Genomic DNA, 14,029 nt, shown 5'->3' with positions numbered 1-14,029 from the left:
AACTTTTAATGCAATTCTTACGTCAAATGGGTAACCTTTAATCAAAAAAAATATGAAAAAGAACTTACTTTTTGTGATTCTCCTTTTTTTAGTGATTTATTTAACAATGCCGGTGCTCAATTATGGTTTCTATAGCATTGGTGTCTTGATTTTATTGTTGTTGTTTTTCTTGTTTTTCTTTTCACTCGGCATTACAACGGATGCTGCCCATAAGAAATTTATTGTCAAGAATAAGCCTAAAAAGTGGCTGCTTTGGTCGATGGTAGTGGTATTGGTTTATTTAACGGTTATTCCTTTATTCACTTCAGCTACTTTTCTCTACACTTCACAGTACCAAAAAATGATTGGTGAGGTTAAGAAAGGAAATGAAATTGCCAAGCACATTGCGCCAATCTCTATGGATAAAATTAGGGTCGTTGATCAGGATTTAGCTTATTTGTTGGGTGAAAAAGTGATTGGTTCACAACCGGCTTTGGGAAGTCAAATCCAATTAGGGAAATTTTCCATTCAAAAAGTCAATAACGAATTGTTTTGGATAGCGCCTTTGTTGCATTCCGGTTTTTTCAAATGGTTCAATAACATGGATGGAACTCCGGGCTATGTAATGGTTTCGGCAACCAATGAGCGAGATGTGCGATTGGTTGAATCAGTAAATGGTAAGCCGGTTCGAATTAAATACCAACCTTCAGCTTATTTCCAAAGCGATATTCACAGACATGTTTATTTTAACGGATATGCTACTGTTGGTTTAGAAGATTTTGTATTCGAAATTGACGAAGCCGGAAATCCATATTGGGTAATTTCTACTTACAAAAAGGAAATTGGTTTTTCAGGCAAAAATGCCACGGGTGTAATTGTAGTTGATGCGCAAAGCGGAGCCATTAATGAATATACTATTGCGGATACTCCGGCGTGGATAGATCGTATACAACCGGCTGTAATTATAGAAGAACAATTAAACGATTGGGGCGAATTAATCAATGGGTATTGGAACTTTTCCAACCGAGATAAGTTGCAAATTACGGAAGGGTTGACTTTAGTTTACGGTAAAAATGACCGCTCGTATTGGTACACCGGATTAACTTCTGTAGGTAGTGATGAAAGTGCAGTCGGATTTGTTTTGGTGGATACCCGAACCAAAGAAACTACCTTCTACAAGCAAAGTGGTGCTACCGAATATGCTGCTCAACAATCGGCTGAAGGTAAAGTACAGGAAAAAGGATATAAGACTTCTTTGCCAATTCCGTACAATATCAACAACATTCCAACATACGTAATGACACTCAAAGACGACGGCGGATTGGTAAAAATGTATGCCATGGTCGCTATTAACGATTACACTATTGTTGGAGTAGGAAACTCCATGAGAGAAACGTTGACTGCTTTCAAGAGTGCCTATAATTCTTCGGGGAATAAAATTAATCCGGGCGCTTCTGAGGCGAAGAAAAGTGTAAAATCTATTATCACCCGAATCCAAAATGATGTGAAGAACGGCAACAGCTTTTATTATTTTACCATCAAAGATTACCCGAGTATTTTTGTGGGTTCAACACAGGTTTCTGGAGAATTGCCAATTACTGTTGTGGGGGACAGTGTGGAGATTTCGTTTGATATTGATGAAGAAAAAATTATTGATGTCACGAGATTTGATAATAAAGCCTATAAATAGCCAAAAGCCCTAACGATGAGTTAGGGCTTTTTTTATAAACTAATGGCAGCTATTAAATATTTCAAATCACTGTCGAGTATTTCATTGGTGATTTTTCCGTCTTTGAAATTGTCATAAAAACTGGGTAAAGAAAAACTACCTTTTACTTCTGCACCTTGAAACGGGAATCTTTTAGTGGCAATATCCAAAACACTTCCGCCACCGCGTGCTCCGGGTGAAGTAGCCAATAACAACATCGGTTTTTGTTGAAAGGTTTTAGCGTCGATTCGCGAAGCCCAATCTAAAGTGTTTTTGAAGGCTGAAGAGTAAGCGCCATTGTGCTCTGCCAAAGAAAGTACGATAAAATCAGCGCTGCCTATTTTGGCATAAAAATCTTGTGCCAAAGGATGAATACCGTTCTCTTTTTCACGATCAACGGAAAAAACTGGCATGTCATAATCGTTTAAATCTAAAACTTCAATGTCAACATTTTGAAACAAATTAGCCGCATAAACTGCCAATTGCTTATTAATAGAGTTCTTGCTCGACGAACCGCCAAAAGCTATAATTTTCTTCATTTTTCGTTGTTTAAATAATAAGTCAAGGCACCCGACGGACACTTTTTGACCGTCTCAATTATCTTCTCTGTGGTGGAACCTTCAGGGGTAATCCACGGTTTTTCTTTAGGCTTGAAGACATCAGGATTGTTGCGGACGCAATTGGCAGAATGCGTACATTTTCCCGATTGCCACACTATGGTTACCTCGCCATTAGTGTATTCTTTAGTTAGGTCTTTTGGATCCATAATTTTATATTTTGGTGTTAATTTGTATCTGGTTTTTTAGGATTTTTGACACCGGACATTTTTCAGCAATGAGTAACAAACGTTCTTTTATTTCGGGTGAAACCTCATTAGAAAAAGAAATATCGCGAGTGACAGTTGTGGTCAATTCTCCATTAATTTCTTGGGATAAATTTAGTGAAATATTGATTTCCGGAATGTCCCAACCTTTGCGGTCAATGTACATTCTCAAAGTCGATAAAGTACAACCGGCTAGTGAGGCTAAGAATGTTGAAAACGGGTCGGGCCCAATATTTTGTCCGCCTACATTTTCGGGTTCGTCCATCAGTAAAGTGCCGTTGCGCCAAGAAATGGTGCACAAGTATTTTTGGGTTCCGATGGTTCCTTCTACGTTATTTTCTAAAAGATTCGCCATGACTGTGGTATTATAAAACGTCTCTAAACTCGGTAACTTTATCAAAAACGCTTTTCGCAAACGGACAAAGCGGAATGATTTTGATGCCGTTTTCACGAGCATATTCTACGGCTTTGGTGACCATTTTTTTGCCGAAACCTTTGCCTTCATTTCCCGGTTTTACTTCGGTGTGGTCAATAATAATTTGTTTTTCGCCAGCAAAGACAAAAGTCATCATCGCTTCGTGTTTACCATCAACATCAATGTAAAAAAAACCTTTATTTCCATCGATTTTAAGTTGTACTTCTGTGCTCATAATTTTTTAATTTAAAGAAAGGCAAACTTCAGTCTAAATCCGCAGTCTGCCTTCTTGTATTTATTGAATCATTGGAACTTCCATTAAAAGAATTTCAGCATCGGTTGTAGCTTCGAACGTTACTTTTTCGAAATCAGTTATACCCAAGCCGTCGCGTTGTTCTAATTCCTGACCGTTTACTTTTACGTTTCCTTTGATTACGAATACGTAAAGTCCGTTGCCTTCTTTTTTGCGGTTGTAGTCCAAAGCAATTCCTTTGTCCAAATTACCCATGTGAAACCAAGCGTCTTGGTGAATCCAAACCCCGGCATCATCTGCATTAGGCGAAAGAATTTGTTGTAATTTATTGTGACGATCGGTAGTGTCTAGAGTTATTTGTTGGTAACGCGGTTCTACATTTCTGTATTTCGGAAACAGCCAAATTTGTAATAAATTGGTTTGTTTGTCCGCATTCGGATTGAACTCAGAGTGTTGGATTCCGGTTCCGGCACTCATCACTTGAACGTCGCCAAATTTGATTACTTCGGTATTGCCCATGCTGTCTTTGTGCGCCAAATCGCCTTCCAACGGAATGGTGATAATTTCCATGTTATCGTGAGGATGCGTTCCGAAGCCCATGCCGCCGGCAACAATATCATCGTTTAAAACTCTTAAGACACCAAACTGAACTCTATCGGGATTATAATAGCTTGCAAAACTAAAAGTATGATGGGCATTTAACCAACCGTGATTGGCATGTCCTCTTGTATTGGCTTTGTGCAAAATTGTATTTTTCATAATGTATAAATTTACTAATTATTATGATACAAATTTACAACCGCTAAGTGACGTAAGCACTTAATGTAGATTAAGAAAGAAGTTTTCAGTCCCGAAGCTTCAGGACAGTTGGTAGTGTTCAGAATGAAATAAGATTACTTTTTCAACATTCGCGCTTTCATCTTACTAAAGAATTCAGGCGTTACGCCAATAAAGGAAGCGATTTGTTTTTGAGGCACTTTTTGAATAAGTGTTGGGTATTTTTTGCAGAATTTATCAAAGCGTTCTTCGGCTGATAAGCTCAAATTGTCCATCAATCTTTCTTGGTAAGCCACCAAGGAGTTTTCGACTATGATTCTGAAAAAACGTTCCAGTTTTGGGATTAAGTGGTAGAGTTCTTCTTGGTTTTCTTTGGAGAGTAAAACCACTTCGGCATCTTCTAAAACTTCGATAAAAAGATTGCCGGGTTTTTGGGAAAGCAAGCTGTACATGTCACCAATCCACCAACCTTCGCAGGCAAAACTCAAAACGTGTTCAACAATATTATCATTGATGGTAAAGCTTCTGAGTAAACCGGAGTTGACGAAATAAGAATGTTTACAGACTTCACCTGCATTGAGAAGAATGGATTTGGCTTTGAAGTGTTTGATTTCGATTTTAGATAAAAAAAGCAACTCTTCCTCGGGAGAAAGAGTTACTATTTTTGAAATATTATCAAGGATTTGCGCCAAGAGTTAGTTTTTATTTTCTCGGAAGTAATTTGAATTCTGTTACCACAAATACATTGTTTTTTAATTCCCCAACTACTTCAGCTTTTCTTACCGCTGAACAAAATCCGTCAGCAGCATGGGCATCGCCGTGGTCATCTAATTTTGTGCCTTCCACAAAGTAAGGTTTGCCGTCAACCATGGCGGCCAAATCACATCCTTTTTTGATTTCTTTCATGCCAAACATACATTGTCCGCAAGCCACTTCTACAATTACGGGTTCTTTGGCTGCAGCTTTTTTCTCTTGAGCATTCATGCTGGTTGCGCCCAACATAAAAGCAAGAATTAAAAATACTTTTTTCATTTTTTACAGGTTTATGGTTATTAATTTTGCGACTTCTTTGGCCTTTTCGGTTACTGTTTCGATGTTGGTTCCCAATGAATCATGGGTCAAAACAACACCCATTCTGCGATAAGGTCTTGAAGTTGGTTTTCCAAAGATACGAAAATCTGTTTTAGGTAATGCGGCTACCGCTGAAATTCCGGAATAGGTTGGATTGTTGGAGTTGCCATGGGCCAAAATTACCGCACTAGCGCCTGCTTTTTCCAAAGTAATTTCGAAAATAGGTAAACTTAAAACTGCACGCAAATGCAATTCAAATTCGTTAAAGTTTTGCGTTCCGGCTAAAGTAACCATTCCCGTATCGTGTGGTCTTGGCGATAATTCTGAGAAATAAACGCCTTCATCCGTCAGGAAAAATTCTACACCAAAAAGTCCTGCGCCACCGAGTGCTTCGGTTACTTTTCTCGCCATTTCTTGGGCTTCGGCTATGTCTTTGTCAGATACGATGGCGGGTTGCCAACTTTCTTGATAATCGCCGCGTTCTTGTCGGTGACCAATAGGTGCACAGAACAACGTTGGATTATTATTTTGTGTTACTGTAAGCAAAGTAATTTCGGAATTGAAATTGACGAAGGCTTCTACAATGACTTCCACGATATCGCCACGCGAACCTTCCTCGGCGTATTGCCAAGCTTTTTCGATATCGGTTTCGGTTTTGATGGTTGATTGTCCTTTGCCGGAAGAACTCATTAGGGGTTTTACCACACACGGAATGCCAACTTCAGCCACTGCTTTTTGCAGTTCTTCTGCAGAAGTTGCGTAGCGATAATTGGCTGTTCTAAGACCTAATTCTTTAGCTGCTAAATCTCGTATGGCTTTACGGTTCATGGTGAAATTGGCCGCTTTCGCCGATGGCACAACCGTAATGCCTTGCTTTTCATAATCGTAAAAACGTTCGGTGCGAATGGCTTCAATTTCGGGAACGATGAAATCGGGTTGGTGTTTAGCAACGATGCGGTCCAATTCGGCACCATCGAGCATGTTGATGACTTCGAATCCGTGGGCAACTTGCATGGCCGGAGCGTTTTCATAACTGTCGACAGCAATCACGGTTTGCCCTATTCTTTGGGCAGCGATTACGAATTCTTTTCCTAATTCGCCCGAACCTAATAAGAGTATTTTTGACATTCTATTTAATTTTGTAGTGTTGTCTAATGGTTTTATGCGTTAGGGATTGCAGTGGAAATCCTTTAGTTTTTAAACTAAAGATTGCAACGAAAAGCCCGACCTGAAAGGGAACGCCCTATTGTTTATTAAAAAGCCCCAAGTTTCCTTGAGGCATAATATCTTAAGTCAGTGCTTCTTTGATTCTTTTGAACGCTTCGGATAGTAAGGCTTCACTGGTGGCGTAAGACAAACGAATGCAGTTTGGATTTCCGAAAGCGTCTCCGGTTACGGTCGCAACATTGGCTTCGGAAAGCAAATACATCGAGAAGTCATCGGCGTTGGCGATTAGTTTGCCGCGTAAGGTTTGGCCGAAATAAGCTGAAACATCCGGGAACAAATAGAAAGCACCTTCGGGCACGTTGATTTTGAATCCTGGAATTTCTTTGGCTAATTCTACTACCAAGTTTCTACGGTTTTTGAAGGCGGTTACCATTTCGTTTAAAACACTTGGGTCAGCATCAACAGCGGTAATTGTGGCTCTTTGCGCAATGGAGTTGGCACCCGAAGTTACTTGGCCTTGCATTTTGGTACAAGCTTTGGCAATAAATTCCGGAGCACCAATGTAACCGATTCTCCAACCGGTCATGGCAAAAGCTTTGGCTACACCATTTACGGTAATCGTTCTGTCGAACAAGCCCGGAATGGTTCCGATGCTGCAGAAAGTTCCGGAGAAATTGATGTGTTCATAGATTTCGTCAGAAACGATATAAATGTTTGGGTGTTTTTCTAAAACTTTACCAATGGCTTCAAGCTCTTCACGGTTATAAACCGAACCGCTAGGGTTGCATGGTGAACTGAACCACATCATTTTGGTTTTAGGGGTGATGGCTTTTTCCAGTTCTGCTGCGGTCATTTTGAAATCGCTTTCCACAGAAGTCGGCACTTCCACCGGAACACCGCCTGACAATTTGATAATTTCGTAATAAGAAACCCAGTATGGAGCGGGAAGAATTACTTCATCGCCGTCGTTCAACATAACTTGCGCTACGTTGTATAAAGATTGTTTGGCACCGGTTGAAACTACAATATTGGCCGGTTTGTAATCAAGATTATTATCTCTTTTGAATTTTCGGCAAATGGCGTCTTTCAATTCGGCATAACCGTCAACCGGAGTGTAAGTACTGTAATTTTCGTCAATAGCTTTTTTGGCAGCTTCTTTAATAAAATCGGGAGTGTTGAAATCGGGTTCGCCTAAACTTAGGCTGATAATATCTTTTCCTTGGGCTTTTAATTCTCTGGCCAAAGCCGCCATGGCTAATGTTTGTGAAGTAGATAAATTGTTAATTCTGTCCGATAAAATGCTCATTGTGTTGTTGTATAGGATGTTAAATAAAGAGACGCCAATAAAGGCGTCCCGTTTTGTTATGCTAATTGAGGTTGTCTTCCCAGTTCTTTTAAGTGCTTGAAATGCGAGGCAATAGCAGCACGTGTAGTTTTGAACTCGTAGTAAGGCAGTTCACATTCTTTGGCGGTTTGCTTTACAATTTCGGCAATTTTGCCATAATGAACGTGGCTGATATTCGGGAAAATGTGGTGTTCAATTTGGTGATTTAAGCCACCGGTATAATAATTTACCAGCCAATTTTTAGGCGCAAAGTTGGCAGTGGTGAATAATTGGTGGATGGCCCAAGTGTTTTCTATTTCGCCGTTTTCATCCGGAATAGGGTTGTGGGTTTCTTCTACTACGTGCGCCAATTGGAAAACCACACTTAGGATAACTCCGGCGGTGTAATGCATTACTAAAAAGCCTAAAACTACTTTCCACCAAGTGATCCCCATGACCATTGGAATGACCAACCATATAGAGAAATAAATGATTTTGGTAATGATTAAAGTAGTCCAACGAATCACCGGTTTTTTGAATTCGCCATAAGAAAGGTTTCTTTTCAGATAGCGTTTCATTTGAAGGAAATCGGTAGTGATGGCCCAGTTGAACGTTAATAATCCATATAAAAATACAGAGTAATAGTGTTGGAATTTATGGAATTTATACCATTTGGCTTCTTTGGTAAAACGCATGATTCTTCCGGCTTCGAGGTCTTCATCATGTCCTAAGATGTTGGTATACGTATGGTGTAAAACATTGTGTTGCACTTGCCAATTATATACATTTCCGGCCAAAATATAAATACTGCCGCCCATGATTTTATTGACCCAAGATTTAGAAGAATAAGCACCGTGATTGCCATCGTGCATTACGTTCATGCCAACGCCGGCCATTCCAACGCCAATGACAACGTTTAGTAAAAGGTAAGCCCAAAAAGGCATATCCATAGCCAACAAAATAAAATAGGGAGTCAAGAAAATGGAGAACATAACAATGGTTTTCAGGTGCAGTTTCCAATTTCCGGTTTTGTCAAGGTTGTTTTCTTTAAAATAGTTATTTACTCTGGTATTTAGAGTTCGGAAGAATTTCAAACTATCCGTTTTAGAGAAAATAGGTGATGTGGTGTTCATTTATTGTAATTCAAAATTTTGCTCAAAGATAATTATAATACTTTTTGAAAGATTATAAACAAATCATAATTATCAACCAAAAGCACTATTTTTGTTGAAAAATCAATTTATGGAAGAAATTATCAAACAATTTCCTAATCTTACTGAGAATCAACTCTTACAGTTTCAAAAATTAGAGGCTTTATACCAAGATTGGAATGCGAAAATCAATGTAATTTCTCGAAAAGATATAGCTGAACTGTATACGAAACACGTTTTGCATTCGTTGGCGATTGCTAAAATTCAACCTTTTGAACCCGGAACGTATGTTTTAGATGTTGGGACCGGTGGTGGATTTCCCGGAATTCCGTTAGCGATATTGTTTCCCGAAACCCGTTTTTACCTGATTGATGTGATTGCCAAAAAAATAAAAGTAGTGCAAGCCGTTGTTGACGGATTAGGGTTGAAAAATGTCAAAGCCGAACAAATGCGTGCTGAGAATGTCAAAGGCGATTATGATTTTATTGTGAGTCGCGCCGTGACCAATATGCCCGATTTTGTGTCTTGGATTAAAGACAAAATCAAAAAACAAAACAAACACGAATTGAAAAACGGAATCCTTTACCTCAAAGGTGGTGATTTGACCGAAGAGCTAAAAGACTTTCCAAAAGCGACTGAATACAACATAGCTGAATTTTTCAAAGATGAATTCTTCGAAACTAAGAAAGTAGTGCATTTGCCGCTTAAGTTTAAAGCATAAAAAAAGCCTCTCAACTGAGAGGCTTTTTTTTAATCTTTTACAATTTTCTTGGTTACACTTCCATTTTCATTACCGATGGTGATGAGGTAGACACCTTTGGTCAGCACAATCGGAATTTGAAATGTTCCGCTAATCGTATTATTTTTAGATTGATAAATGGTTTTGCCCAAGATGTCATTTATTGTAATCCCGGCATTTTCTAAAGTATAAGAAGTATTAATTTCAATGGAATTGGTCACAGGATTCTTAATCCAAAGTGTTTCAAAAGCCGGATTTGTTGTTGTCAATGAACCATTGATGATTTCTTCCAAAGCAAAAGTCACATTGTTTTGGTTTAAAGTCACGTGGTTTTCATTAACAGTTGGAATAGAAGAAGCTACAAATGGTGTCACAGAATTTCCGGTTACGGGAGTGTATAAATTATTGGTTCCGGAAATGGCCATAGAACTCCAAGTAGGAATAAAGGTGAAATAATCGGCATTAAGATTGTCGAAAAACTCTACTAACAAAGGATCTGTTCCTGCATCGGCTTGAAAACCACCCATATCAAATCTTCCGCCCGGTGCCGTATCTAAACCATCAGTGTAAGTTGGCGATTTTGAATTGGCTAAGCTTTCATATATCGTTAACCAAGTGCCAAAAACAAGAGTTTGACCTCTGAAGCGACTTACTTGATTGGTCACATTGGCTGCCGGTGTAAACCGTTGGTTAATTATGGCTCTTTGTGTTGTGGTAACATTAAAAGTATGATTCATTACCTCAAAATTCGGGCTGTAATTCATAGTGCCATTACCGGCACCGTTTGAAATTGCAACGTTTCTTACAGTTGTAGGGAAACCCATGGCATTTAACTCATTTTGAAAAGCTGTCCGGTAATTGGGCGCGCCGGTCGGAACCAAAGAAGCTGATGCGGTATTGAATTCAAAATTACTTCCGCTTTGTAAATGGCCTTCCATGTGGTCAATCAGCATTTGTCGGGCAGCGGAGCTTTTTATCATTCCGTCTACAATAGGTTGCAGCGCAGCATTTCCTAACGGGCCGTAAGCCATATAATTAAAAAGATGTTGGAAACCAATAGGTACATTGGCTCCTTGGTGTGGTGAATCAAAAGAAATATACAATCGTGTGTCGTGATTCAAGGCATTCATTTCCATGTAACGTAGAGCATAACGTGAAATCAATCCACCCATACTTGGACCTATAATTACATTTTTTTGAGTACCAACTTTTTGCGCGTTGATTTGATTGATTATTTCAACCAAAACAAAAGCATTTCTCTGGATAAAGTCGACACCACCATCAACTACCGTTGTGGTATTTGGTCTGGTATAAGTTGGAAAATTAACCAAAATAATATCAAAGCCTTGTGTTCTTAAATAATCGGCCAAGTTTTGTCCGGCACCGTAATCCAAACCGGCATAAAATAAAGGGATAGTGTTGGTATCACCCGGATCAAAACCATCAACTACAAAAACAGGTTTGTCTAAAACGCCGTCAACAGTATCGGGAAAAATTTCATATTCACCTTGGCCCAAGTGTGGAACGGTTTCACCATAACCTTGGTACGGAATTGTAGCTGTGATTGTATTAATAACATTGGGTTGGAAATTATTCTGAGAATTGCGTGCGTCGGCGTTGTTGTTTTGGTTGTCAACGGTTAATACAAATGACTGAACAATAGTTTCTCCGTTCGTGAATTGAAGACGACAATTTACCGTTTGCAGCCCATTGGAGTTGAACCGGATAGAAAGCGGTGTGTTTGTTGAAATAGTTTTCCAGGTTTCTTCTCCGTTAGTTTGGATGGCGATACTTAGGATATGTTTGTTGGTCGTGTTAAAAATCAATTCTTCTTTTACAATAAAAGTAACCAGACTGCTTTTAGATTTTGCCAATAAAGGAGCAATCAAATTAAGGGTGTGTTTTTGAAAAACGTTTTGCGCATTTGGTTTGGATTCGAAAAGATTGTTTGCTGTTAAAAAAACATCACCGTTTTCTATTGCAGTTGGATTTATTTTTTCAAAATCAGCAATCAGCACACCTAATGGAACCTGATTTTTAGCAAAACCCAAGTTAGCTGCTTCTCGCAATTTTTCTAATTTCGGCAAGCGTTGCAAAAAGTCAGCACGTTGTATTTCGTGATAGGCTTGCAGAAAATAGTTGGTGTTTATTCCGTTCTTTTTGGATTCCGTGGCATTGGATAGGCTAAAAACACGGTCGTAAAGAATTTTAGTTTCTGTTTTGTCTCGAAGTAAATCATAGGATTTGTCTTGAGCAAAGCCACAAATTGAAAAAGCGGAAAATAATAAAACAGTAATTTTTATTTTCATAATCTTTTGGATGTTGGTTTTGACGTTCGAAGATACAAAAAATTAATAATCAATGGTATAAAAAAAGCCCAAGTAAAAACTTAGGCTTAAGGTTATTGTTAAAAGAAATTTTTATTCTCCCAGAAAAGGATATCTATAGTCTTCCGGAGTAACAAAGGTTTCTTTGATGGTTCTTGGAGAAACCCAACGCAACAAGTTCTGCATTGAGCCCGCTTTATCATTGGTTCCCGAAGCTCTGGCTCCGCCAAAAGGTTGCATGCCGACAACGGCTCCGGTTGGTTTGTCGTTAATATAGAAGTTTCCGGCGCTGTTTTGCAAAGCCAAGGTAGCTTCTTCAATCGCATATCGGTCTTGGCTGAAAATCGCTCCGGTTAAAGCATACTCTGAAGTACTGTCCACCAATTGCAAAGTTTCCGCCCATTTGGCATCTTCGTAAACGTAAATGGTCATTACCGGTCCGAAAAGTTCGGTTTCCATGGTAGCGTATTTTGGATTGGTAGTTACAATCACTGTTGGTTCGATGAAATATCCTTTTGATTTGTCATAATTACCGCCAACGATAATTTCGGCATCGCTGTCTTTTTTAGCTTGGTCAATAAAACTCGCCAATTTGTCAAACGAACCTTCGTGAATTACAGCCGTGATAAAGTTACTGAAATCTTCCGGTGAACCCATTTTCATCGATTTCACATCGGTAATCAATTGTTCTTTAACCGCCGGCCACAAACTTTGCGGAATATAACCTCTGGAAGCCGCAGAACATTTTTGCCCTTGGAATTCAAAAGCACCACGGGTAATTCCGGTTACCACTTGTTTTACATTGGCACTTGGATGCGCTAAAACGAAGTCTTTTCCACCGGTTTCTCCGACGATTCTTGGATATGTTTTGTAAGTATGGATATTTTCGCCGATTTTTTTCCAGATTTCTTTGAAAACGAAAGTTGAACCGGTATAGTGAACTCCGGCAAAATCAGGGTGTTTTAAAATTGTATCGGTAATCATCACCGGATCTCCAAAAACTACATTGATTACGCCATCAGGAACACCGGCTTCTTTAAATATATCAATAATTACTTTGGCTGAAAAAACTTGGCTGTCACTTGGTTTCCAAACGACTGTGTTGCCCATCAAAGCAGCACTAGCTGGAAGATTCGCAGCAATTGCGGTAAAGTTAAACGGCGTAATCGCATATACAAATCCTTCCAACGGACGGTATTCTACGCGGTTCCAAATATCAGAAACTGATTTAGGTTGGTCGTTGTAAATTTGAGTCATAAACTCCACATTGTATCTCAAAAAGTCAATCAACTCACAAGAAGCATCAATTTCCGCTTGGAAAATAGTTTTTGATTGCGCAATCATTGTCGCGGCGTTGATTTTGGCTCTGTATGGTCCGGCAATCAATTCGGCTGCTTTCAAAAAGATAGCCGCACGTTGTTCCCAAGCCATATTGGCCCATTTTTTTCTGGCTTCCAAAGCGGCAGCAATGGCTTTTTCTATATGTGCTTTTTCGGCCAAATGGTATTTTCCAACCACGTGTTGATGGTCATGTGGTGCCGTCATGTTTCGGGTATTTCCGGTACGAATTTCTTCGTGGCCAATGTAGTTCGGAACATCTATAGTCTCGTTCCACATTTTTTTATAAGCGGCTAAAACAGCTGCTTTTTCGGGTGAATTCGGTGCGTATGATTTTACGGGTTCATTAACCGCTTTTGGGACATGAAAAAAACCTTTTGGCATGATATGAAAAGATTAAAAATTTGACATTTGAATAACTAAAGAGATTCTTTTTTAAGAATTTCTAAATGCGACACAAAAGTACAAAGGAATTTTTGAATTTTTAATAAGACAAGCCAAAGATTAATTTGTCTTTAACACGACTTTTAGTTCAAAGCAAACGGTGCGCTTAATTTGAAGGTTGGCACAATTACTTTAAACGTTTTGGTAGTCGTAAAATTAATCATGTTGAAGTAACCACTCATCGCGCCGAAAGGAGAAGACAACAAACAACCCGAATTATAAGTGTGCTTTTCGCCCGGTTTCAATACCGGTTTTTTGCCAATTACGCCTTCGCCGTCCACAATTTCTTTATCGTTAAGTGAATCTTGGATTTCCCAGTGGCGAGAGTTTAATTGCACTGAATCTTTACTGTGGTTTTCAATGGTGATTTCATAACTAAAGGCAAAGTGAATCTTGTAGTTTTTGAAGTAAGTACCTTCAAAACTAGTCAAGACCGAAATCTTTATCCCTCGTGTTATTTGTGAAACCATGTAGTATTCATTCTATTACGTTGTCAAATTTACGAAAAATACA

The 14,029-nt window shown here is 39.0% G+C and carries 15 protein-coding genes; 2 read left to right on the top strand and 13 right to left on the bottom strand.

The genetic code is table 11. The features are described 5' to 3' along the window. The first annotated feature begins 52 nt into the window (after positions 1 to 52). Positions 53 to 1,669 (top strand): hypothetical protein, encoded by a 1,617-nt coding sequence (locus P7V56_RS00620; protein ID WP_171222046.1) that lies wholly within the window; start codon positions 53 to 55, stop codon positions 1,667 to 1,669. 32 nt (positions 1,670 to 1,701) lie between these two features. Here P7V56_RS00620 and P7V56_RS00615 read toward each other — a convergent pair whose 3' ends face one another. The 10 genes from P7V56_RS00615 to P7V56_RS00570 all read right to left on the bottom strand — a co-directional run bounded on the left by P7V56_RS00615 (position 1,702) and on the right by P7V56_RS00570 (position 8,650). Continuing rightward, positions 1,702 to 2,226: an NADPH-dependent FMN reductase gene (locus P7V56_RS00615; RefSeq protein WP_171222047.1), complete on the bottom strand. Its 525-nt coding sequence runs from the start codon at positions 2,224 to 2,226 to the stop codon at positions 1,702 to 1,704. Beyond that, positions 2,223 to 2,453, bottom strand: coding sequence for a (4Fe-4S)-binding protein (locus P7V56_RS00610; protein ID WP_171222048.1), 231 nt, complete (start codon positions 2,451 to 2,453; stop codon positions 2,223 to 2,225). Before P7V56_RS00610 ends, P7V56_RS00615 begins: the two co-directional genes overlap by 4 nt. A gap of 4 nt (positions 2,454 to 2,457) precedes the next feature. Then, entirely contained in the window at positions 2,458 to 2,865 is a 408-nt protein-coding gene (locus P7V56_RS00605; RefSeq protein WP_171222049.1) for an OsmC family protein, read from the bottom strand. Positions 2,866 to 2,875: 10 nt separating this feature from the next. Continuing rightward, entirely contained in the window at positions 2,876 to 3,160 is a 285-nt protein-coding gene (locus P7V56_RS00600; protein ID WP_171222050.1) for a GNAT family N-acetyltransferase, read from the bottom strand. 60 nt (positions 3,161 to 3,220) lie between these two features. Next, a complete protein-coding gene (locus tag P7V56_RS00595; protein ID WP_171222051.1) occupies positions 3,221 to 3,937 on the bottom strand; it encodes a pirin family protein in 717 nt (238 codons plus the stop codon). A gap of 134 nt (positions 3,938 to 4,071) precedes the next feature. Then, positions 4,072 to 4,647: a Crp/Fnr family transcriptional regulator gene (locus P7V56_RS00590; protein WP_171222052.1), complete on the bottom strand. Its 576-nt coding sequence runs from the start codon at positions 4,645 to 4,647 to the stop codon at positions 4,072 to 4,074. Between the two features lie 10 nt (positions 4,648 to 4,657). Continuing rightward, entirely contained in the window at positions 4,658 to 4,987 is a 330-nt protein-coding gene (locus P7V56_RS00585) for a DUF6370 family protein (RefSeq protein ID WP_171222053.1), read from the bottom strand. Between the two features lie 3 nt (positions 4,988 to 4,990). Further along, positions 4,991 to 6,190: a formate-dependent phosphoribosylglycinamide formyltransferase gene (gene purT / locus P7V56_RS00580; RefSeq protein ID WP_304986264.1), complete on the bottom strand. Its 1,200-nt coding sequence runs from the start codon at positions 6,188 to 6,190 to the stop codon at positions 4,991 to 4,993. 124 nt (positions 6,191 to 6,314) lie between these two features. Then, the gene (locus P7V56_RS00575) at positions 6,315 to 7,499 is read right to left on the bottom strand and encodes a pyridoxal phosphate-dependent aminotransferase (RefSeq protein ID WP_171222055.1); all 1,185 of its coding nucleotides are present in this window, start codon (positions 7,497 to 7,499) and stop codon (positions 6,315 to 6,317) included. A 56-nt stretch (positions 7,500 to 7,555) separates the two neighbouring features. Then, positions 7,556 to 8,650: a fatty acid desaturase family protein gene (locus tag P7V56_RS00570; protein WP_171222056.1), complete on the bottom strand. Its 1,095-nt coding sequence runs from the start codon at positions 8,648 to 8,650 to the stop codon at positions 7,556 to 7,558. 109 nt (positions 8,651 to 8,759) lie between these two features. On the opposite strand from P7V56_RS00570, the gene rsmG reads away from it, so the two are divergent. Continuing rightward, complete coding sequence (gene rsmG, locus P7V56_RS00565; RefSeq protein WP_171222057.1) at positions 8,760 to 9,389, top strand: 16S rRNA (guanine(527)-N(7))-methyltransferase RsmG; 630 nt, start codon at positions 8,760 to 8,762, stop codon at positions 9,387 to 9,389. 29 nt (positions 9,390 to 9,418) lie between these two features. Here rsmG and P7V56_RS00560 read toward each other — a convergent pair whose 3' ends face one another. The 3 genes from P7V56_RS00560 to apaG form a co-directional block, all read right to left on the bottom strand. Beyond that, positions 9,419 to 11,716 carry a T9SS type A sorting domain-containing protein gene (locus P7V56_RS00560; protein ID WP_171222058.1) on the bottom strand — a complete coding sequence of 766 codons (2,298 nt, stop codon included), beginning with the start codon at positions 11,714 to 11,716 and terminating at the stop codon, positions 9,419 to 9,421. A 111-nt stretch (positions 11,717 to 11,827) separates the two neighbouring features. Continuing rightward, a complete protein-coding gene (pruA, locus tag P7V56_RS00555; RefSeq protein WP_171222059.1) occupies positions 11,828 to 13,456 on the bottom strand; it encodes an L-glutamate gamma-semialdehyde dehydrogenase in 1,629 nt (542 codons plus the stop codon). A gap of 143 nt (positions 13,457 to 13,599) precedes the next feature. Continuing rightward, positions 13,600 to 13,986 (bottom strand): Co2+/Mg2+ efflux facilitator ApaG/CorD, encoded by a 387-nt coding sequence (apaG, locus tag P7V56_RS00550; protein ID WP_171222060.1) that lies wholly within the window; start codon positions 13,984 to 13,986, stop codon positions 13,600 to 13,602. Positions 13,987 to 14,029 lie beyond the last annotated feature (43 nt).

It is taken from the genome of Flavobacterium sp. IMCC34852 (genome assembly GCF_030643905.1).
GTDB lineage: Bacteria > Bacteroidota > Bacteroidia > Flavobacteriales > Flavobacteriaceae > Flavobacterium > Flavobacterium rivulicola.
The sequence above is the reverse complement of the archived record's forward strand: the minus strand, read 5'-3'. Positions and strand labels throughout refer to the sequence as shown.